Origin of the sequence: Aquabacterium sp., assembly GCF_036279655.1 — a bacterium.
GTDB lineage: Bacteria > Pseudomonadota > Gammaproteobacteria > Burkholderiales > Burkholderiaceae_C > Aquabacterium.
Window position 1 is genome coordinate 1 of sequence record NZ_DASUIT010000033.1, and the last position, 21,704, is coordinate 21,704.

The window sequence follows — 21,704 nt, forward strand, 5'->3', positions numbered from 1 at the left end:
GCCACCCTCGCAGCACGCATGACGAGGGCGATCACCTGATCTTCGTCGGCGAGGTCACCCATTGCCAGCGCCGCGTGGGGGCCGTGCCCCTGCTGTTCCACGGCGGGCGTTTCTTCACCGATCTGCCGCTGTGACCGCAGAGGCCGGGGGGGCTTGATCAAGGGGCCCGGCTTCTTCCAGAGGTGCCATGGCGTCCAGCAGCTTGAGCAGGCGCGGCACTTCTAGCGGTTTGGTGAGATAGTCCATGAAGCCGCGCTCGCGGGTGGCACGCACCTGATCGGGCATCACATCGGCGGACAGGGCGACCTTGCACAAGCCCATGGTGTGCGGATGGCGCGAGAGCGCATCGGCCACATCCAGGCCCGTCATGTCGCCCAGGTGCATGTCCAGCAACAGCAAATCGGGCGGTTGGGTCAAGGCCATTTCGATGGCATCGGCCCCGTTGGTGGCCACCTCCAGCTGCCACTGCGGGCGCATGCGCAGGACATGACGCACCAGTTCGACATTGACCGCGTTGTCCTCGGCGTAGAGCACGGTGAGCGGGCGGCACTCGACCCCCAGGCCAGAGAGCTCTCCAAAGCCGCTGCGAGGGCCGGTGCCGTCGATGCCGTCCAGTGTCGGGCTGGCGACCCAGGGCAGCACGATGCGGAAGACCGAACCCTGCTCAGGCAGGCTGCTGACCTCGATGCGGCCGTTCATCAGGGTGATGAGCCTTTGCACGATGACCAGGCCGATGCCCGTGCCTTCCACCCCCGTGCGCTCGGCCCCCAGGCGGTTGAAGGGCTCGAAGAGATGCGCCTGCTGCTCGGGGCTCAAGCCCATGCCGGTGTCATGCACGGCCACCATCACGTGGGTGCCCAAGGGTTGCACTTCAACGCGCACCTGCCCCTGAGGTCGGTTGTACTTGATGGCGTTGGACAGCAGATTGACCAGGATCTGGCGCAGCCGCACCTGATCGGCACGCACATGCAAGGTCGGGTCGATGTCCGTCTGCGACAAGGCGATGCCGCGCTCCGCCCCCTGGTGCGCGACCAGGGTCAGTGCCTCCTGGACGACCTCGGCGATGCGCAGGGGCTCCAGTGACAGCGGCAGGCTGCCCGCCTCGATGCGGGAGAGGTCCAGCACATCGGTGAGCATGGCCAGCAGGTGCGCGCCGGCCTGCTCGATGTAGCGCACCTTCTGCAGTTGCGGCTCCATCAGTGGATGGCGCGGATCCACCCGCAGCAGTTGCGCAAAACCCAGCATGGCATTGAGCGGGGTGCGCAACTCGTGGCTCATGCGGGAGAGGAACTCCGTCTTGGCCTTGCTGGCACGCTCGGCGGCCTGGGCGCTGAGGATGGCCTCCTGGTAGCGTTTGCGCTCGCTGATGTCCTCGGCCACCGTGACGAAGTGCTGCGGCTGCCCCAGTTCGTTGCGCACCAGCACCGCATTGATCTGTACCCAGACCTCGCCGCCCTGGGGGACCAGGTAGCGTTTGTCCATGGTGTAGCGGTCCTGGTGGCCCTGCAAGGTGGCCTGTAGCAGGGCCTGGTTGACGGCGAGGTCCTCCGGGTGGGTGATGTCCAGCAGGTTCAGGCGCAGCAAGTCGCTGCGAGGCCGCTGGCAGATGTCGGCATAACGCTGGTTGATGCTCAGGATCTGGCCCTCAGGCGTCACGCAGGCAATGCCCACGCCGGCGGCCTCGAACATCTGTTCGTAGTAGGCCTCGTTGCGCTTGAGGCTGTCTTGCGCCTGACTGCGGGCGAGCGAAGCTTCGCGATTGGCCCGCTCCAGGTCGATGGCGCCGACGATGTTGGCCAGGACGCTGACGACCGCACGCAGATCGTCGACCAGTGCCAGGTCATAGCCGGCCGGCCGGTTGGCCAGCGCCAGCATGCCCACCAGGGTGCCGCCATGGTGCAAAGGGATGCCCAGGAACTGGTGCAGCGGGGCATGTCCGGGAGGGGTGCCCTTGGCGCGTGGGTCGTTTGGGACGTCGTTGGTGATCAGGGTCTGTCCGGTGGTGATGACCTGGCCGAACAAGGTGTCGAAGTCCCGAAACACCAGATGCCCTTGTCCCAGATCCGTGAAGACCGTGGACGGGGCCGTGGTCTGCCAGTGCTGCGTGCTGTGCGCCACCGCCTGCAGCAAGGGGCCCTGATCGTCGTGCCCCAGATGTGCGATGAAACCCATGCTGCTGTCGGTGACCGCGAGCAGGTCGGGCAGGAGGGCTTCGAAGATGTCGCTGAAGGAGGCGCCGCGCACATAGCGGGCGCTCAGTTGCTGCACCAACTCGTTCAGGGAGGCCGGAGTTCTGTCAAAAGGGCGGCTTGGCATAGGGACACTGCGAGACCCGACCACCGCATCACGCCTGCGTCTTGTGGGGCGTGACCTCTCCTGCATCGCGCTGGCGGGTGGCGCGACAGCACAATGGGCCTGACTGTGTCACAGAACGGCGGTGTTCAGCAAGCGCCTCTGCCGCATTCATGCCACGGCTTCGGCGGCGGGCTCGGCCTGGGGCTCGATGGTGTCGACCACCACCGTGCGGTTGCGGCCCTCGGCCTTGGCCCGGTAGAGGGCCCGGTCGGCCCGCTCGATGCAGGTGTGCAGGGGCTCATCGGTCGAGTAGCCCGTGAGGCCGGCGGAGAAGGTGGGCCGCAGGTCGGGCAGGGCGGGCACCAACAGGGTCTTTTCCAGATGTTCGCGGATGCGGTCCAGCCCGATGGTGGCCTGGCTGGTGTGGGTGTCGTTGAGCAGGACCAGGAATTCCTCGCCACCCCAGCGTGCAATGACATCCGTTTCGCGCAGCACCGCGGCGGCCGACTGGGCGAAGTTGCGCAGCACCTCGTCACCCACGCCGTGGCCATGCGTGTCGTTGATGCGCTTGAAGAAGTCGATGTCGATGATGGCCAGGCAGAAGCGGTGATAGCCCGTGCGCATCAGGCGCTTTTGGTGCTGGTTGAGCACGTCCATCATGTGACGGCGGTTGTACAGGCCGGTCAGCTCGTCGCGGGTGGCCAGGATCTGGATGCGGCTGAGGGCCTGGCTCAGCTCTTCCTTCTGGTTCTGCAGCTTGGCACGCAGGTTGGACAACTGCGCCGCCAGTGAGGAGATGGTGGGCACGATGGAGGCCACCAGCACAAAATGGGCGATCTCCAGCTTGATCGGGAAGTGATCTGGCTCGGTGCGTGACTTGATGGCGATCGTGACGCCCATGATCACCAGGGTGTAGACACTGGCAATGCGGGCACCCTGGGCCTTCATGTTGAAGATACCGAACACCAGCACCAGGGCCAGCAGCATCAGGGTCGAGCCGTGCACGGGGCCCGTGATCGCATAGGCACCCGCGATCACGGTCAGGGCCGAGAGGATCTGTGGCAAGGTCAGGGCGGGATCTTCGAAGCGCAGATTGAACCCCGAGCGCATCACGCCATACCAGAAGAGGATGTTCAGCACGATCAGGCTCGACAGGATCGCCGCCGATGTCCAGTGCATGAAGCCCGCCAGACAGGCATAGCCCTGCAGGGCCACGCAGACCAAGTAGACGGATGCGGCCATCAAAGAGCGATAGATGCGCAACCGCTGTTTGGGCTCGGTGCCCAGCAGGAGGTCGGCGATGCGCTTGACAGATGATGTGGTCATGTGCGGCCCTGTAAGTTAAGCGGCTGTGGCGCACAGCAGCAGCCTTGACTGTGTTTTCGGCAGATGCCCCGAGGGATTGAGGGGCGATCTGAAAGATTTGATACTTGCCGTACCTTGCATTCAAACAGATTGAATGCTGAGATGAAAGAGGGCGCATCCCCAATCGCATGCGCTGCATTAATCTGCCCATCCAGAGGAGTGAGCATGAACCACCACCACACATCGCCCCGCTACACCCCGGTGGCCATGGCCCTGCATTGGGTGCTGGCCCTGGCCATCATCGGCGCCTTCGGCATGGGCGTGTACCTGTCGGACCTGCCCTTTTCGCCCGCCAAGCTCAAGCTGATCAACTGGCACAAGTGGGCCGGTGTGACCATCTTGCTGCTGTCGGTGGCGCGCCTGTTGTGGCGCTGGACCCATCGCCCGCCCGCCTTGCCCGAGGCGATCCGCCGGGCCATGCCGGGCTGGCAGATGGCGGCTTTCCATGGCACCCACCACCTGATGTACCTGCTGTTCTTTGTCGTGCCGCTGGCCGGTTGGGCCTACAGCTCTGCCAAGGGGTTCCCCATCGTGTGGTTCGGCGTGTTGCCCCTGCCCGATCTGGTCGGCAAGGACGAGGCCCTGGCCCACACCCTCAAGGAAGTGCATGAGATCGCTGCCTTTGCCCTGATGGGCCTGGTCGCCCTGCATGTGGCCGCAGCGCTCAAGCACCAGTTTGTCGACCGCGACGGCCTGATCGATCGCATGCGTCCCGGACGCTGAAAGGACACGAATGAGCCCGATGCCCCCCCGGCCAGCACGCCTGGCCCTCCTGACCCTGCTGATGTCGATGAGTGTCTCGTCGGCGATGGCTGCCGCGCCGCCCAAGGCCCCTGCGGCGAGCGCTCCGCCGGTGGCGCGTCTGCAGGCTGCCGGCAGCGAGGTGAGCTTCACGGCCACCCAGATCGGCGTGCCCCTGGAGGGGCGATTCAAACGCTTTGAGGCGCAGATCGCGCTGGATCCGCGTCAGCCCCAGACCGGGCATGTGAGTTTCCAGATCGATCTGGGCAGCGTGGCCATCAACGCGGAAACGGATGCCGAACTGCTCAAACCCGAGTGGTTCAACACCGGCAAGTTCCCCAAGGCGCAGTTCGTCTCGCGGCGCATCCAGGCCGTGGGGCCGGGACGCTACGAGGTCAGCGGTGCCCTGAGCATCAAGGGCGTCTCGCGTGAACTGGTGGTGCCGGTCAGCCTGACGTCGACCGGGGCGCAGGCCACCGCCACCGGCAGCTTCAAGCTCAAACGGCTGGATTTCAAGATCGGCGATGGCGACTGGGCCGACCCCTCGGTGGTCGCCAACGACGTGCAGGTGCGCTTCAAGCTCCTGCTGCAGGGGCTGCCACCGCTGTGAGGTGGGTGTGCCCGATGGACTTCTTTTGCAACCCGATGTGACTTTTGCCTGGAGATTGAACACCATGAAACACTTCACCGCCTCGATCCTGAGTGCCACCGTGCTGGCGGCCTGCCTGAGCTCCGCCGCTCAGGCGGCCCCGGCCACCTATGCCATCGACCCCACCCACACGTTTGTGACCTTCGAGGCCAAGCATTTCGGCACCTCCACCAACCGGGGGCGCTTTGACAAGAAGCAGGGCACGGTGACGCTGGACAAGGAGGCCAAGACCGGCAAGGCCGAGATCACCATCGACATGGGCTCGATCAACACCGGCACGGCGCCTTTTGACGGGCACCTCAAGAGCAAGGACTTCTTCAATGCCGAGGCCTTCCCCACGGCCACCTTCGTGGGCGACAAGTTCGTCTTCGACGGTGACAAGGTGGTCGAGGTGTCTGGCCACCTGACGATGTTGGGCAAGCGCCAGAGCGTCACCCTCAAGGCCACCGGCTTCGGTTGTTACGAGAACCCGCGCCTCAAGCGTGAGGTGTGTGGCGGTGACTTCGAGACCACCCTTCAGCGCGATGCCTATGGCATGAGCTACGGCCTGCCCTTCATCCCCAACGACATCAAGCTGGTCATCCAGGTCGAAGCCGTCAAGCAGTGACCTGTCCCGGGTGCAGATGACGCACCAGCACCTCGCGCAGCTCCTCCATGCGGAAGGGCTTGGCGAGGTGGTCGTCCATGCCGGCGGCCGCACAGCGCTGGCGGTCCTGCGGCATGGCGTTGGCGGTCAGCGCGATCACCGGCACATTCGGGCAGCCCACCTCGTTTTCGTGGGCCCTGAGCCGGCGTGTGGCTTCGATGCCGTCCAGCACTGGCATCTGGCAGTCCATCAGAACCAGGTCGAAGCCATGATCGGCCTGCAGCAGCAGGTCCAGCGCGGCCTGCCCGTCGCAGGCCAGTGACACCTGGACACCGAGCTCGCTCAAGGAGGCCTGGGCCACCAGGGCATTGACCGGGTTGTCTTCGACCAGCAGGACATGGCCATGCATGGCGCTGTCGGGCCGGGTCACGTCGCTCCTTGGGGCGGGGAGGCTGCGCTCTGGCGCGGTCGATGCTGACGGTGCTCGGTCGTCCACGTCCAGTGGGCGGGTCACCACATCGTCGCTCAGGGGCTGCAGGCGTGTGAGCGTGGCGGCAGGCGTGTCGCTTTGCGCCGCCGGCAAAGGCAGGCTCAGGGTGAAGGTCGAGCCCTGGCCTGGCGTGCTCTGGCAGGTGATGTCGCCCCCCATGGCCCGGGCGATCTCGCGTGAGATGGTCAGCCCCAGGCCGGTGCCCTGGTGACGCCGACCAAAGCTCGCGTTGAGCTGGGCAAAGGCTTCAAAGACCCGCTCGACCTGGGATGCCGGGATGCCCACGCCGGTGTCCTCGATCATGAAATTCAGTTGCTGCCCCTGCGGTGTGTCCAGCCGCGTGGTGCGCAGCCGCACATGCCCGGTGTCGGTGAACTTGATGGCATTGCCCAGCAGGTTGTAGAGCACCTGGCGCACGCGTGCGGCGTCGCCTTCCACCAGACACGGGCGTGGCAGGTCGATGGCATCGATCAAGCTCAACTGCTTGCTGGCGGCGGTCACGCGAGAGAGCGCCATCACCTCGTCGAGCACGCTGCGCAGGTCGAAGGGGCTGCGGTCCACATGCAGTTGACCCGCTTCGATGCGAGAGAAATCCAGCACATCGTTGATCAGCGAGAGCAGATGCTCGCCCGAGCGCTGGATCAGCGAGGCATGTTGTCGCGCATCGCTCAGCACGCCGGCGCGGGCGGGCAGGCGCTGGTGGATCAACTGGGCCAGCCCGAGGATGCCGTGCAGCGGGGTGCGCATCTCGTGGCTCATGGTGGCCAGGAACTGGTCCTTGATGGCGCTGTGGCGCTGGGCCAGCTTCAGGGCTTCGGCGCGCTCCTGGGAGATGCGGTCGGTGGTGAAGCGCAGCCACAGCAGCTCGGAGATGCGGCGCTCGGCCCGGTGGCCCTCCAGGATCATGAACAGGCACATGAAGCTGAGACCGGCAGCTCCAAACCAGCCGAAGGCGTCCATGCGTGTGAGCAGCATGAAGGCGGCCGGCATCAGCTGGGGCACGTTCATGGCCAGATTGGGCCCGATGTGGGCTTGCAGGGTGAAGGTGCAGATGGCGGTGGCGCCCATCAGGGTGGAGACGATGATGGCCGTGGTGACCAGATCGTCCACCGGCATCAGCCAGACCCCGGCCAGCCCCCAGATGCCGCCGTGAATACCGCACAGGATGACCAGGCTGCTCAGCCAGCGGGGGTCTTCGCGGTCTTCGGCGCGGCTGTAGGCCCACCAGTGCACCATGCGCACGGCGCAGATCAGCACGCAGGCCAAGGCCCAGAGGGTGGTGGTCCACCAACCGATCTTGTCGCCCACCACCACGCCCAGGGCCACGGCAAAGGCGGCACTCATCATCACCATCACCGGCGTGGGCGCATAGAGCATGCGCACCCGCTCGGCCTGGATGAGCCGGGTCAAGGACGGGTCTTCGGGGCTGACCCTGGATGCCAAGGCAGGAAGGAGGGGCATGGGCAGAAGGACGACACCACCAGGGTCGTCCTTCTGCTATCGGCAGCAAGCGGGGCGGGCTTGAGCCCGCGCGCGGTTCAGGCGCGGCGGCGTACCAGGGCGATGCCCACCAGGCCCAGTCCCATCAGGGCGTAGGTGGCCGGCTCCGGGATCGGTGCGAAGGTGGTGGTGACATCCGTGACGCTGGAGGTCAGGGTGTGGTCCACCTTGGCTTCCATGCGCACGATGAGCGCCCCTTTGCGGACCAGATCGCTGGTGTTGGCCACGATCAGGCTGAAGCTGCGGCTGGTGCTGGCGGGTGTGGTTGCATTGGCGTCGATCGTTCCCCAGCGTTGCAGATTCATGGACACCACCTGTGGGTTGGTGCCGAAATCCGAATAGTTGTACCAGTAGGTCTGATCGTCAATGCTGCCATCTGACCATTCATAGTTGGTGCTCAGCAAGCCGATCCCCAGGCCGATATCGGCCGTGGCCAGGAATGTGCCGCTCTCCCAGGAATGTCCCTGCGCATTGATCTCGGCGACCTGGCTTTGCAGCGTCGTCGAGTCGAAGTCCACGGTGGTGGTGGCGATGCCTTGCAGGATCAGCAAGGAATGAGGGGCCAGTTCGAAGTAGGCCGAAGGAAAGTCATAGATGTTGTCGTCGTAGACGGTGCCATCCGGGGTAAAGCGGCTTTGGTTGCTGGCACCCACGATGGTGCGCGTGGTGTCGTAGGTCGTGGTGGCGATCGACCCCTCGCCGGTGTCATAGGCGTACGAACTGATATCGTGGATCGACGCGGCGTTGAACTGATCCGCATCGAGGCTGGCGTTGACCTGAAGGCTGTGGTCCGCCAGAGTGATGCTGTTCGCTCCGTCGGCCGAGGTGAGGCTCTGGGTCGACCAGGGCAGCGCCTGGGACGTCAGGTCGGCGGCCACGGGCAGGAGGTCCGGGGAGATGGGCTGCAGCCCTCCGGAATACGGGGTGTCGACAAATCCGACGACAGAGGGCGTGAGTGCCAGCCCCTGATGCGAACTCTGCCAGTTGACGGCCGCAGCCACGTTGTCGTCCAGGTTGAGGTCGATGACCCCCACGCGGAGGTTTTCCAGCTTGCTGCTGGCCGAGCCCACCACGGCGGACTGCGCGCCGACGGACACCAAGGCGGCGACCAGCGCCATGAGGGAGGGACGGATAGGGAAGGACATGTGGACTCCTGGCTGTGTGTGCACAGGAGGCCTGAGCGGCCGGGAGGGTCGCGGGAATCCCTGTGCGTTTCGTTAAATCCTTCACAGGATTGAAAAGCACCGGGTGTCAGGCGTCAAGCCCGCAAGTCAAGGCAGGGGCCACCCTCTGGGGCGTGTTCACCACAGCGCTCCCACCTTTGGGGGGGGCAGTAGGGTGAGGGTCTTTCCCAGGCCCTCAGGCCTGAGGGATGTTCAGGCGCTCGCACACCCGGGTGGTGGCCAACTGGAAGGCCTCGAAATGCAGGCCCACCTGCTCGGCCACGGGCAGCATTTCCTCCCAAACGGCCTGTGGGTTGGCCGAGCGGGTCGGGTCCAGCAGCAGGGCGTCGACCACCGCGCCGATGGCCAGCAGCTTGCGCACGGGCGGGCGCTCGTAAGCCCACTGGCTGGGCGCCTGGGCACGGGTGCGCACGCCATCGGCCACCTCGCGCGCCAGGCCCCAGGCCTTGCACAGGGCGGCACCCAGGGCGGAGTGGCTCACACCAAAGGTTTCGATCTCGAGCGCGCCCAGGGCGGCTTCATCAGGCGGGTTGTGCTGCAGGTTGACGTAGCGGCTGGCGTCATAGGCCATCAGCACGGCCCGGCCGCTTTCGGCGAACAGGCCCATGGTGTGGGCCTGCCAGGGGTCGACATCGAGCTGGCGGGCGATGCGGCCCATGGCCAGGCCCCGGATGCCGGCGCGGTCCCACAGCGTTTGCAGCAGGGGGGTGGGGGGGAAGGCGCCGCGCAGGCCGATCTCGTAGGTCAGGCCAGCCACCTGGGCCATGCCCAGGTAACGGATGGCCTCGTGCACGGTCTCCACGCGCTTGAGCAGGCCGAACATGGCGGAGTTGACGGTGCGCACCACGGCCGAGGCCAGCGCCATGTCGGTTTCGATCAGGGCGGACATCTGGGCCATGGAGCAGCCCTCGTCGGCCATCATCAGCGAGAGCTTGACCAGCGTGGACGGGCACGCCGGCAGATCGATGTTCAAGTCCCGCAATTTGGGATCAATGCTCATGGCCGCCTTTGCTGATCAAGTGTGCTGGGATGATCAGTCTAGGCGCCTCGGGCCGATTTTCAAATATCAAAAAACCGGATCTTCCCCCCGTTTCACCGTGAATTCTTCACGCGGCGTGGCTCAGGATGGTTTGATCTCGCCCAGGCGCTGGCGCAGGGCGCGCGTCGAGCCCGAGCGCCAGCCCTGGCTGCGTCGGTATTCGCTGGGCGGCATGCCCTTCCAGCGCCGGAAGGCCTCGATGAAGGTGGTGACATCGGCGTAGCCCAGGCGCTCGGCGATCTCGGCGTGTGTCAGGCGCGCGTTGGCCATCAGTTCGATGGCCAGGGTGCTGCGCACTTCTTCCAGCAGGGCACGGAAGGTGGCTCCTTCGGCCGTGAGGTGGCGCCGCAGGGTGCGCGAGGTGATCTTCATCTCGGCGGCGATCTCTTCCATGTCGGGGATGTGCCCGGGCGTCCTGAGCAGGCGGTCACGCACACTGGCGGCCACACCCGTGCGAGCGCTGCGGGACTCGACCAGGGCTCGGCACATGTCCTCGCACATCTTGACGGTGACGGGCTCGGCCTGGGGCAGCGGCGCGTGCATCAGCGTGGCGGGGAAGATGCTGCGATGGTGCGTGCTGCCAAAGTGAGGACGCACGCCAAACCAGTCGGTGTAGCGTTGGGCCATGGTGGCATCCGGCTCGGGATGCTTCATGTGGATGGCCGTGTAGGGCAGGGGGTGGCCCAGCACCTCGCGCTGCAGCGTGATGATGGTGGCGCGGTCACGGTCGGCCACGAACTGACGCACATCGGGAGGCAGGTGCTCGTCCATGTGCGTCACGATGATCTGATCACCCTCCTGGGTGAGCACATTGCGTGTCAGCGAGAAGGTCTGGTTGAGCATGCGCCGCGTGAGCTGGATGGCATGTCCCAGGGTGGAGCTGCTCAGCACCGCATAGCCCCACAGGCCATAGGTGGTCAGGCGGTAGCGCTGGCCGGCGGCCAGGCCCAGATCGGGCGGGTGGCCCGTGTCGCTCAGCAGGTTGCGGATGAGCTGGATCTCCTGGGCCGCCTCGATCTCGGCCTTGGGTTCGTTCAACTGATCGATGCCGATGCCGGTGTGTCGCAGCAGGGTGTCCACGCGTGCACCCCGGTCCACGCCCAGTTGAATCAGCACGCGTGCCGTGGCAATGCCTCGACGGGAATCCCAGGGCGGCAACTTGACGCTGTTCGACATACAACTCCTCTGTGACCAGGGTTTCTCATCTTGTCTGGTCGGTTGTGAATTGATTATGTCCGGGAACAAAAAACGCCTGTCCGGAAAGGTTTTGTTGAGCGTGACGGATTGCCATCTGCCGATGTGTTCATGCAACGCGTTGCATGTCGGGTGGTGGCTTACTCGCTGGGTTTCGAGCGGCGCCGGGCACGCGGATGGGCCGCGTCATAGGCCTGGGCCAGGTGCTGGAAGTCCAGTCGGGTGTAGACCTGGGTGGTGCTGATGTGGGCGTGGCCCAGCAACTCCTGCACGCCGCGCAGGTCGCTGCTCGATTGCAGCAGGTGGCTGGCAAAGCTGTGGCGCAGCATGTGCGGGTGCACATGGGTGGGCAGGCCCGCCTGGGTCGCCAGTTGTTTGAGGCGGTTGCGCAACTGGGCGGCGCTCAGGCGCTGGCCGTTGCGGCCGATGAACAAGGCGGTTTCGCCCGGGGGTGCCACTTCCTCGCGCACGGCCAGCCAGGCCCGCAGGGCCCGCAGTGCGGCCTCGCCCACCGGCACCAAGCGGCGCTTGTGCCCCTTGCCCAGCACATGGGCTTCGCCGGCATCGAGATCGATCCAGCACGGCGCATCGCTGTGAGCACTCACTTCCATGGCGATCAGCTCGGCGCTGCGCAGGCCACTGCTGTAGAGCAGCTCGATCATGGCGTGGTCCCGGGCGGCCAGCCAGGGGGCTTCGCGCTCGGCGCGGGCGCGCGCCTGGCCGGTGGCCGTGACGGGGGGCACCTGGGCACTGGCCTGGGCCAGACTCACGGCGTGGTCCACCGACAGGGCCTTGGGCAGGGGTTGGGCGGCCTTGGGCGCGCGCACGCCGTCCACAGGGTTGAGTTCGGCCAGGCCTTGGCGCCCCAGCGCCTTGAACAGGCCTCGCCAAGCCGCCAGGTGGATGGCGATGCTGCGGCTGCCCAGGCCCTGGGCATGCAGCCGGGCGGTCCAGCCGCGCACGTGGTGGGGGCGCACCTGAGCCAGGTTCAAGGCCTCGCGGTCCATGAAGGCCTGCAGGCGCTGGAAGGCCTGCCCATAGAGTGCCAGCGTGCGATCGGCCAGGCGGCGCTGCACGCGCAGGTGATCGAGGTGGCGAACCACCTCCGGGTGCAGGGTGGTGTCGGCCTCGGCGTTCACGTGGCGATCAGGTCAGCAGACGCGCCAGCGCCGCGCTGGCCACCTCGCCCAGTTGGGTCAGGAAGTCCAGTCCCATGTCGGCGGTGTAGCGGGTGGGGTCGGGCGAGCCCAGCACCAGCAGGCCGTAGACCTCGCCCTCGTGCTGCAGGGGCAGCAGGGCCAGGGAGGCCACGGTGCTGGCGTCGTCCAGCCATTTGGCGGCCTCGAACCCGGCGTTGATGCCGCAATAAGGCAGCGTGAGGCTGCGGGCAAAACTGCGGGCATCGTCGCTCACGGCCTGGGCGGCGGGCAGATCGGCAAAACGGCTGTCGAGCGGGTGGGCGCTGGTGCCCCACAGACGCACGCCGACCTGGGGGATCAGGAACTGGTGTTGCAGCTCGCGGGTGAGCACTTCGGGCAGGGCGCGGTCATCGTGGGCCAGCAGCACCGAGCGCACCCAGTGGTGCAGGCGCTGGGCGATGGCCTCGTTTTCCTGACTGTGGCGGATCATGTCCATGATGCGCCGCTCCAGACCCTTGATGCGATCGCGCAGCATCTCCATCTGGCGCTCCTGCAGCGAGACGGCGCGCTGGCCGTGCGGACTGGTGAGCTGAACGGCGGACAGCAGTTGGGCCTGACGCTCGAAGAAGCCGGGCGTGTGGATCAGGAAGTTGGCGATGTCTTCTTCGGTGATGCCTTGCAAGGTCATGGTCGGTTCACAGTTCGGGGATGTCGATCTCGCCGTCAAACACCTTGACGGCCGGGCCGGTCATCATGACCGGCGTGCCAGGGCCTGCCCAGCGGATGGTGAGGCGTCCGCCCCGGGTGTCGACGTCGACGCTGCTGTCCAGCCAGCCCAGGCGGATGCCGGCCACCACGGCGGCGCAGGCGCCCGAGCCGCAGGCCAGGGTCTCGCCCGAGCCACGCTCGTAGACACGCAGGCGGATGTGGCCGCGGTCGACCACCTCCATGAAGCCGGCGTTGACCCGGCGGGGAAAGCGCTCATGGCTTTCAATCTGGGGGCCCAGCTCGTCCACCGGGGCGTGCTCGGTGCTCTCGACGCGCATCACGGCGTGCGGGTTGCCCATGGACACCACGGCCACGTCGACCGGGTGGTTGGCCAGCGGCAGGGGCCACAGCTCGCATCCGTTGACCAGGGTGGGCGTCAGGCCTGCGGTCAGGAAGGGCACCTCGGCGGGCACCAGGAAGGGTTCGCCCATGTCGACCGTGACGCGGCCATCGGCCTGCAGACAGGGCTCGATGATGGCCTTCATGGTCTGCACACGGATGCGGTCCTTGGGACTCAGGCCCTGGTCGTGCACGAAGCGGGCAAAGCAGCGCGCGCCATTGCCGCATTGTTCGACCTCACCGCCATCGGCATTCATGATGCGGTAGGTGAAGTCGGTGCCGCGCGCGGGGTCGCCGGGTTCGACGATCAGGATCTGATCGGCCCCGATGCCAAAGCGCCGGTCGGCCATGAAACGGTATTGGGCCGCGCTCAGGTGCAGCGGCTCGCGGGTGGCGTCGAGCACGACGAAGTCGTTGCCCGCGCCGTGCATCTTGGTAAAGCGCAGCTTCATGGCTGCATTATCCGCGCTCAGTGGGGCTGTTTGCTCAAGATGTGGTCCAGGCCGGCCAGGAACTCGGGCAGGTTCAGCGGTTTGGTCCAGAAGGCGTCAAAACCGGCCTCCAGGGCCCGGTTGCGCTCGTTGAGCATGGCGCTGGCCGTCAGGGCGATGCAGGGCACACGCGGCCCCCGTTGTTCGCGCAGGCGCTTGAGGATGGTGTAGCCATCGCCATCGGGCAGTTGCAGATCGAGCAGGGCCAGATCGAAGCGGCTCTGGCGCAGGGCCTGCAGGCCCTCCTGCATGGTGGAGGCCACCACCAGTTCGATGCCTGGACGCAGGCCCAGGCATTCGCGCACCAGCAGGATGTTGCTGGGGTTGTCCTCCACGTAGAGCAGGCGACCGGAGGCTGCATCGTTGGGTTGGAGCTGTTCGATGGGGGGCGCGCTTCTGCTCACCTCGATGTGTGGGTCCTCGGGTGCATCGAGGGGGGCGGCCGCCGGCAAGGTGAGTCGCACGGTGGTGCCACCGTCGGCCTGGCGGCTGGCCTGGAGTTGCCCTCCCATGGCCTCGATGGACTGGTGCGCCATCGCCAGGCGCATGTCGGGGGCGCTGGCGCCCTCGGCCGTGGCGCCAGCCGAGGGCGGGATGTACGCTTCGAACAGGCGGGCCAGTTGGGCATCGCTCAAGGAGGGGCCCTGGTCCGAGACCGTGAGCTGCACGTGCGAGCCCGCATGCTCAAAGGCCAGGGTGACCTGGCCGTAGCGCGGACTGTGCTGCACCGCATGGCCCACCAGATAGAGCAGGGCCTGTCGCAGCAGGGCGCGATCGGCCCGCACCCTGGGCCAGGTCTGCAGGGCCCCGACGTCAATGCGCACCTGCCGGGGGCTGCCTTGCTGCTCGGCCAGGGGCAGCAATTCGCCGATCAGGTCGATCAGGGACACCGCGCTCAGCGTCACGGGGGTGTGGCCCGATTCGATGCGGGAGAGGTCCATGGCCTGGTTGATCACATCCAGCAGGTGCCAGCCGGCTTTTTCCACCTCGCCGAGATAGCCGTCCTGCTCGCCGTTGTTCTGGCCCGGGGGCTGCTGCCGCAGCAGTTGCACGAAGCCCAGGATGGCATTGAGCGGAGAGCGCAGCTCCTTGCTCACCCGTGCCGCCAGCGCCGTGCGATCGGCGACCGCATGGTCCTGGCTGCGCGGCGCCTGACGCGCCTCGTGCAGTTGCTGCTGCACGGTCACGTCGATGCACAGCCCTTCGCCACGGATGACGGTGCGGCGTGCATCGCGGTCCACCGTGCCCATCCAGATGACATGTCGCGAGAGACCATCGAGACCCTGCCACTGCAGGGACACTTCGAGGTGGTCATCGGCCGTGATCAGGGCCAGCTCCAGCGCCTCGCGCTGGGCGGCGGGCAGGCACATCTCCATCAGCCAGGCGGCGGCCGGGGGCGGGTTGCCGGTGGCGCCGAGCAGGCGCACCATGGCCTCGTCGAAGCTGAAGCCGTCTTGCAGGTGGTAGCGCCAGTGGCCCACGCCGGTGGCGCCGGCCATCAGGGCCAGGCGGTGCTGGGTCTGCTCGACCCGCGCTTCATCGCGGCGGCGTTCGGTCACATCCACCTGGGTGCCCACGAGCTGGGCGATCACCCCTTCGTCATTGCGTGTGCTGGCCCAGCTCACCAGCACGCGGCGCAGTCGCCCGTCGGGGGGCGTGATGGCGCATTCCAGCTGGCCCACGGTCGGGTGGCGCAGGCTGCCCTGCAGGCGCTTGCTCAGGGCCTGGCGTTGCCCTGGGTGCACCCAGCTCAACCAGGCCGACTGCGCCAGGGGGCCGGCATCGTCCGGCAGGCCATAGATCTGGCGGGTGCGCTTGTCCAGCAGCACGGTGTCGGTGGCGATGTCCAGCTCCCACAGGCCCACACCGGTGGCCTCGGTGGCCAGTCGCAGCTTGGCATCGAGCTCACGCAACTGCTGGGCATGCCGGGCATGGTCGGTCATGTCCTGGGTGGCCCCCATGACGCCGGTGATCTGGTTGTTGTGTTCGTCCCTCAGGGCCGACATGCTCAGGCGCAGCACGCGTTCGCGCCCGTCGGGCGGGGTGATGCGCAAGGTGATGTCGCAGGGCAGGCCCTGCTGGGCGACCGTGTCGGTCGCGGTGTCATTGGCCTGGCGGTCGCCCGGATGGATCCAGCCCTGCACCGTGGCGATCGGCAGGGTGCGCATGTGCACGGGCAGACCCAGTTGGGCCGACACACGCTCGTCCAGATTGACGGTGCCGCGGGCCAGGTCCCACTCCCAGATACCGATGTCGGCGGTCTCGGTGGCCAGGCTCAGGCGTTGCGAGGTCAGCAGTTGCTGACGCAGGTGGATGTCGCGCTGACGGCGCTCCTGGGCCAGGCGGGCACGTGAGCGCAGCAGCTCCAGCCCCAGGGACAACTCGTCGGCCATGCGTTGCAGCAGCATCACGCGCGAGGGGGTGAAGGTGTCGTGCCCCTCGCAGGCCATGAGCAGCACGGCAAAGACATCGTCCTGTGACTGCAGCGGCAAGGCGAGCAGTGCCTGGGCCGATCGGGGTGTGAAGGCGGCCGGCCAGGGGGCGGGGCCTTCGCAGGCGTGGATCACGCACAGGCCTCGTTCGACGGCACGCGCCACGGGGTGGTGCTCCCAGGCGGGGTCGTCCAGCAGGAAGGGCCCCGGCAGGGTCAGCTCGGCGCGGTCCCCCGCCAGGCTCAGGGGCACCCCGACCTGGCGTTTGTCACCCTCGATCGGCACGATGGCCGCACCCAGGTAGCCACCCCGCACGACCAGGGTGCTGCACACCCGCTCCAGCAGGGCGGTCTCGTCCTCGCAGCGCATCATCAGCCCCAGCACGTCGGTGATGAGGTCGATGGCCTGGTTCATGCGCATCACTTCGTTCGTCGTGTCGGACGAGTTCAGATCGCTCATGGGGGCCACATCCATCACGCCCAGGGGGCTGCCCTGTTCCGTGCGCAGGCCCACCTTGATCTGCGGAATGCGCTCGCTCTGCCCGTCGGCGCGCAGGCGTGGCTCGGACCATTGCACCAGGGGCGTGGGGCTGGCCAGGGCCTTGCGGTCACTTTGCATCAGGTGCTCGCTCAGGGCCGCACCCAACACCTGGGGCAGGGCGGTGGCGTGCTCGCTGGCGGGCCCGCCGCTCAGCCGGTCCAGTTGCCCGGGCAGGTTGATGTACTGGTAGCGCAGATCGGCGTCCTTGACGGCCACGTGCACGGCCAGGTGGTCGGCAATGGTCTCAAAGTCCACGCCGATCGATGATCCGTGCTTGTACAACTGTGACAGCTGCGCTGCCAGCTCCGTCAATCGCTTAGACAAATGGCCTCTCCCTGCGTGGAGTCAACCGCGAACCCGCTGGTGCTGGTCCACGCCGCATCCCGTTTTTTTGATTACATCAGGACTGCAGTATATGAACAATCCGCATGAAGCCAAAGGCGCAACAGGGGTGGGAATCAGACCGAGGCGTTGGCGTGGAGCTTGAACTGGGCCACGGTCTGGGACAGGGCCTGGGCCTGCTGGCGCAGACTTTCTGCCGCTGCTGCCGACTGCTCGACCAGGGCGGCGTTCTGCTGGGTCATGTGGTCCAGGTCGGTCACGGCGTGAGAGACCTGGGCGATGCCCTGGGCCTGCTGCTGCGTGGAGTCGGCGATGTCACCCATGGCATGGGTGACCCGGCCGATGGCGTCGACGATCTCGGTCATGACGGCGCCTGCGGCCCGGACGCGCTCGGCGCCCACCTCGACGCGGTCGACCGACTGGCTGATCAGGGTCTTGATCTCCTTGGCCGCCTGGGCACTGCGCTGGGCCAGTGAGCGCACCTCGCTGGCCACCACGGCAAAGCCACGGCCTTGTTCCCCGGCGCGGGCGGCTTCGACCGCGGCATTGAGGGCCAGGATATTGGTCTGGAAGGCGATGCCGTCGATGACCGCGATGATGTCGCCGATCTGGCGCGAGGCCTGGCTGATGGCATCCATCTGCTGCACCACGCTGCCCACCACCTCGCCGCCGTGCTGGGCCCGGTGGCTGGCGGTGTCGGCCAGCTGATTGGCCTGGGTGGCCGACTGGGCCGAGCGGTCCACGGTGGTGCTCAACTGCTCCATCGACGAGGCGGTTTCCTGCAGGTTCGAGGCCGTCTGTTCGGTGCGGCTGGACAGGTCCTGGTTGCCCACGGCGATCTCGGTGCTGGCCGTCAGCATGGACTCGGAGGATTCGCGCACGGAGGCCACCATCTCGCGCAAGCCGTCCTGCATGGCCTTCATCGACATCATCAAGCGGGCGATCTCGTCGCGACCGCGGGGATTGATGTCGTGGGTCAGGTCGCCGTGGGCGATGGCGGCCGTGATGACTTCGGCCCGCTTGAGCGGCCCGGTGATCGAGGCAATGGACAGGCCCATCAGGGGCAGGAAGATGATGCCCGGTGACATCAGCATGGCCCACAGCACGATGATGGAGGTGGTGGCCGTCTGGTTGCTGGCCTCGCTGCGTGCGTTGGCCAGTTTCTTGACGTCACCGGCCAGTTTGACCATGGCGGCTTCCACCGCATCGGCCTGCATGCGGATCTCGGCCGTGGACTGGAAGGCCTCGGCGGCACCCGTGATGGCGTTGGACGTGATGAGGTCCAGCGTGGGGCTCAGGCCATCGGCGTAGGTCTTGAGGTTGCCCTGGATGGCTTTGACCTGCTGGGCGATCTCGGGGGTGGGGGCAGCCTTTTCCAGGCCGGTGAGGGCCTCCTGCACGTGCGCCATGCGGGCCTTCCACGCCTTGACATGCCCTTCGGCGGTCACCGAATCGCCGGTGTTGATGATGGCGGCGTTTTCAGAGCCGCGCATCTGGCCCATCAGCAAGGAGACCTCGACCATGCGCTGCGTGGCGGCGAACTCCTGCTGGGCAAAGCTCTCCAGTGAACCCCGCAGCTTGAGCAGCTGCCAACTGGTGACCCCCCCGACCAGGCAACCGATCCCGACGACCAGCGCCATGCAGGCCAGCAGACGGGACTGGATGGAAAATCCCCGGAGCCAGGTGATCCAGGCAGCCATGATGTACTCCTCTTGTCTAAGACCCATGTCGAGCCCAGGGATACGCCCCGGGTGGTTCGACCTCCTCCTTGTATCGGCATGCGGGCCTGGGAGTTGAGAGCTGGGGATTGCGGGTTTGCCCCTGGCGTGCCCATGCTTTGTCCAGGGTCAATACACCCCGGGCTGGCCTTCCGGGCGGGTCTTGAAGCGCTTGTGCACCCACAGGTACTGGGGCAGGTTCTGGCCGATCCAGCCCTCGATGTGCTGGTTGAGCCGGCGCGTGTCGGCCTCGGCATCGGCCGTCGGGAAGTGCTCCAGGGGGGGCAGGAAGTGCACCTTGTAGCCTTGCCCGCCGGGCAGCAGCTCGGCGATCACGGGCTGCACCACCATGTTGAGCATGCGGGCCAGGCGCGAGGGCGCCAGCAGCGTGGCGGCCGGCACCCCGAAAAAGGGCACGAAGGCGGCATCCTTGGCCCCGAAATCCATGTCCGGCAGATTGAAGAAGCCTCGCCCCTGCTTCACGGCCCGAAACAGCGGCTTGACCGAGTCGCTGCGCGGGAAGATCTCGGCGTCGCCCAGGCGCAGGCGTCCGCGCCGCATGGCGGCGTCGAACACGGGGTTGCTCTGGGCCTGGTAGATCGAGGCGCCCGGCCGGCTCTGGCACAGCAGGATGGCCGCGCCGGCCACATCCAGCCCGACGAAGTGCGGGCACAGCCACATGGTCGCGCGGCCGCTGGACTGGAACTCGCGTTCGGCCAGACCGATGTCGCCTTCGACCTGGATCAGCCCACGGATGCGCTCGGGCGAAGCCCACCACAGGATGCCGCGCTCCAGGAAACTGCGCCCCAGCCAGCCGAAGTGCGCGCGCACCACGGCCCGGCGCTTTGCTTCAGGCATGTCCGGGAAGCACAGGGCCAGGTTGCGCAGCGCCACGCGGCGACGCGAGCCGGCCAGGCGGTGCAGCAAGGCCCCCAGGCCCCGCCCCAGGGTTGCCAGCACCGGCAGCGGCAGCCAGTGCAGCAGCCACAGCAGGCCCAGGGCCAGGCGCGCACCCAGGGTGCTCATGCGGCGCGCTCGCCCTTGGCCGAGGTCAGGATCTCGGCGCGTGGCGCCTTGTAGCGGTTGTATCCCCAGAGGTACTGCGCAGGGCACTGCATGATCAGGTCTTCCATGAGCCGGTTGATGGCGGCGGCCGATTGTGCCGCATCGCCAGCGGCGAGCAAGGCTTCGGTGTCCGGGTGCACGCGCTGCGCGTGCACGATGAAGTCCGTGCCCTGACGCCAGCGCTGGCTCAGGCTCAGGCGCTCGCCACGCAAGAGCACCACGGCCGCGCCGGTCTGGGCCACCAGCTTGGCGGCCATGGTCATGGTGTAGGCCGACTGGCCGAAGAAGGGGGCCCACTCGCCCATGCCTTCGGGAGGCACCTGATCGGGCAGCAGGCCCACGGTCTCACCCTTCTTGAGTGCCCGCAGCATCTGCCGCACCCCGGCCAGGGTGGCGGGGCTGGCGAGCATGCCGGGGCGGTTGCGCGAGTGTTCCATGATGCCGGCCAGCCAGGCCTGCTTGGCCGGGCGATAGAGCACGGTGATGGGTTTGTGGGCCCCAAAGCGCTCGGCGTAGGCCTGGGCGACGATCTCGAAACAGCCCAGGTGCGGCGTCAGCAGCAACAGGCCATGGCCCTCGTCCAGGGCCTGTTGCACGGCCTCGCTCTGGCGCCATTGCACGCGCGAGCCCAGGGCCTCGTCGGGTGGGCGTCCCCACAGGCGCGGCAGCTCGGCCACCATCTTGCCGGCATGGCCCACGGCCTGCCAGCGGGCCCGCCGCCCCACCCCCGCCTGGCGGGCATGCACGACCAGACGGCGACGGTAGGACGGCGACAAACCATAGGCCAGCCAGCCCATCCATGCGCCCAGCAGGTGAAGCAGCCCCAGGGGCCAGCGCGACAGGGAATAGAAGACTCGGGACATGGGACGCGATCTTAGAGCCATCGTCTGCGGTGTCGTCCGGCATGACCGCTTTTCTTGATGCCCCTCAGATGTCTCTGGGTTGGGCCCCGTCCACGGATCCGCTACACTTCGGCCATCGCCGAGTTAACAGGACAACTTGCGGGGCGATTCACAAATGCCGCTAAAGCGTTCGCCGCTGCCCAGAGTGATGACTCCACAGCCCCGGCGACGCCGAGGACCATGTCATTTTTTTTGGAGCACACAGCGTGTCGAACGATTTCCTCTTCACTTCCGAGTCCGTCTCTGAAGGTCACCCCGACAAGGTGGCCGACCAGATCTCTGACGCCATCCTGGACGCCATCCTGGCACAGGACCCCCTCTCCCGCGTGGCCGCCGAGACCCTGACCAACACCGGTCTGGTCGTGCTGGCCGGCGAGATCACCACGCAGGCCAATGTGGATTACATCCAGGTGGCCCGCGACACGATCAAGCGCATCGGCTACGACAACACCGAGTACGGCATCGACTACAAGGGCTGTGCCGTGCTGGTGGCCTACGACAAGCAGTCCAACGACATCGCCCAGGGCGTGGACCGCGCCAGCGACGACTACCTCAACATCGGCGCCGGTGACCAGGGCCTGATGTTCGGCTATGCCTGTGACGAGACGCCCGAGCTGATGCCCGCGCCGATCTACTACGCCCACCGTCTGGTCGAGCGCCAGGCCCAGTTGCGCAAGGACGGCCGTCTGCCCTTCCTGCGCCCGGATGCCAAGAGCCAGGTGACGATGCGTTATGTGGACGGCAAGCCCCACAGCATTGACACCATCGTGCTGTCGACCCAGCACAGCCCGGACCAGTCCGAGACGGCCACCAAGATGAAGGACAGCTTCTATGAAGCCATCCGCGAAGAGCTGATCAAGCCCGTGCTGCCCAAGGAGTGGCTCACCAGCGAGACCAAGTACCTGATCAACCCGACGGGTCGTTT

18 protein-coding genes are annotated in these 21,704 nt (G+C 66.8%); 5 read left to right on the forward strand and 13 right to left on the reverse strand.

From position 1 onward, the window contains the following. The coding region (locus VFW84_RS03755; protein WP_329679111.1) for a flavin reductase family protein at positions 1-134 on the forward strand (134 nt) is incomplete at its 5' end. Here VFW84_RS03755 and VFW84_RS03760 read toward each other — a convergent pair. Beyond that, positions 115-2,316 (reverse strand): ATP-binding protein, encoded by a 2,202-nt coding sequence (locus VFW84_RS03760; RefSeq protein ID WP_329679094.1) that lies wholly within the window; start codon positions 2,314-2,316, stop codon positions 115-117. The genes VFW84_RS03755 and VFW84_RS03760 overlap by 20 nt on opposite strands. 147 nt (positions 2,317-2,463) lie before the next feature. Next, positions 2,464-3,621: a GGDEF domain-containing protein gene (locus VFW84_RS03765; protein WP_329679095.1), complete on the reverse strand. Its 1,158-nt coding sequence runs from the start codon at positions 3,619-3,621 to the stop codon at positions 2,464-2,466. 204 nt (positions 3,622-3,825) lie between these two features. Here VFW84_RS03765 and VFW84_RS03770 point away from each other — a divergent pair, with 204 nt between their 5' ends. The 3 genes from VFW84_RS03770 (at position 3,826) to VFW84_RS03780 (ending at position 5,657) form a co-directional block, all read left to right on the forward strand. Continuing rightward, a complete protein-coding gene (locus tag VFW84_RS03770) occupies positions 3,826-4,383 on the forward strand; it encodes a cytochrome b (protein ID WP_329679096.1) in 558 nt (185 codons plus the stop codon). A 10-nt stretch (positions 4,384-4,393) separates the two neighbouring features. Then, the gene (locus VFW84_RS03775) at positions 4,394-5,011 is read left to right on the forward strand and encodes a YceI family protein (RefSeq protein WP_329679097.1); all 618 of its coding nucleotides are present in this window, start codon (positions 4,394-4,396) and stop codon (positions 5,009-5,011) included. Positions 5,012-5,075: 64 nt separating this feature from the next. Next, positions 5,076-5,657: a YceI family protein gene (locus VFW84_RS03780; RefSeq protein WP_329679098.1), complete on the forward strand. Its 582-nt coding sequence runs from the start codon at positions 5,076-5,078 to the stop codon at positions 5,655-5,657. Here the strand turns inward: VFW84_RS03780 and VFW84_RS03785 are convergent. From VFW84_RS03785 to VFW84_RS03835, 11 genes are all read right to left on the reverse strand, one after another. Then, positions 5,647-7,587, reverse strand: coding sequence for an ATP-binding protein (locus VFW84_RS03785; RefSeq protein ID WP_329679099.1), 1,941 nt, complete (start codon positions 7,585-7,587; stop codon positions 5,647-5,649). The two genes, VFW84_RS03780 and VFW84_RS03785, sit on opposite strands and share 11 nt — an antisense overlap. 77 nt (positions 7,588-7,664) lie before the next feature. Continuing rightward, positions 7,665-8,771: a PEP-CTERM sorting domain-containing protein gene (locus tag VFW84_RS03790; protein WP_329679100.1), complete on the reverse strand. Its 1,107-nt coding sequence runs from the start codon at positions 8,769-8,771 to the stop codon at positions 7,665-7,667. Positions 8,772-8,985: 214 nt separating this feature from the next. Further along, complete coding sequence (locus tag VFW84_RS03795; protein WP_329679101.1) at positions 8,986-9,810, reverse strand: HDOD domain-containing protein; 825 nt, start codon at positions 9,808-9,810, stop codon at positions 8,986-8,988. A gap of 120 nt (positions 9,811-9,930) precedes the next feature. Next, positions 9,931-11,025 carry an AraC family transcriptional regulator gene (locus VFW84_RS03800; protein WP_329679102.1) on the reverse strand — a complete coding sequence of 365 codons (1,095 nt, stop codon included), beginning with the start codon at positions 11,023-11,025 and terminating at the stop codon, positions 9,931-9,933. Between the two features lie 158 nt (positions 11,026-11,183). Further along, the gene (locus VFW84_RS03805) at positions 11,184-12,182 is read right to left on the reverse strand and encodes a tyrosine recombinase XerC (protein WP_329679103.1); all 999 of its coding nucleotides are present in this window, start codon (positions 12,180-12,182) and stop codon (positions 11,184-11,186) included. 7 nt (positions 12,183-12,189) lie between these two features. Next, positions 12,190-12,870: a DUF484 family protein gene (locus VFW84_RS03810; RefSeq protein WP_329679104.1), complete on the reverse strand. Its 681-nt coding sequence runs from the start codon at positions 12,868-12,870 to the stop codon at positions 12,190-12,192. A gap of 7 nt (positions 12,871-12,877) precedes the next feature. Next, positions 12,878-13,741 carry a diaminopimelate epimerase gene (dapF, locus tag VFW84_RS03815; protein WP_329679105.1) on the reverse strand — a complete coding sequence of 288 codons (864 nt, stop codon included), beginning with the start codon at positions 13,739-13,741 and terminating at the stop codon, positions 12,878-12,880. 17 nt (positions 13,742-13,758) lie between these two features. Continuing rightward, on the reverse strand, positions 13,759-17,007 hold the full coding sequence (locus tag VFW84_RS03820) for a response regulator (protein ID WP_329679106.1): 3,249 nt from the start codon (positions 17,005-17,007) through the stop codon (positions 13,759-13,761). A gap of 203 nt (positions 17,008-17,210) precedes the next feature. Next, positions 17,211-18,794, reverse strand: a complete 1,584-nt coding sequence (locus VFW84_RS03825) for a methyl-accepting chemotaxis protein (RefSeq protein WP_329679107.1) — start codon at positions 18,792-18,794, stop codon at positions 17,211-17,213. Between the two features lie 147 nt (positions 18,795-18,941). After that, positions 18,942-19,838 (reverse strand): lipid A biosynthesis acyltransferase, encoded by an 897-nt coding sequence (locus VFW84_RS03830; protein WP_329679108.1) that lies wholly within the window; start codon positions 19,836-19,838, stop codon positions 18,942-18,944. Beyond that, positions 19,835-20,740, reverse strand: a complete 906-nt coding sequence (locus VFW84_RS03835; protein WP_329679109.1) for a lysophospholipid acyltransferase family protein — start codon at positions 20,738-20,740, stop codon at positions 19,835-19,837. The genes VFW84_RS03830 and VFW84_RS03835 overlap by 4 nt, the downstream gene beginning before the upstream one ends. A gap of 245 nt (positions 20,741-20,985) precedes the next feature. Here VFW84_RS03835 and metK point away from each other — a divergent pair. After that, positions 20,986-21,704: methionine adenosyltransferase (gene metK / locus VFW84_RS03840; RefSeq protein WP_329679110.1), on the forward strand; the 719-nt coding region annotated here is incomplete at its 3' end.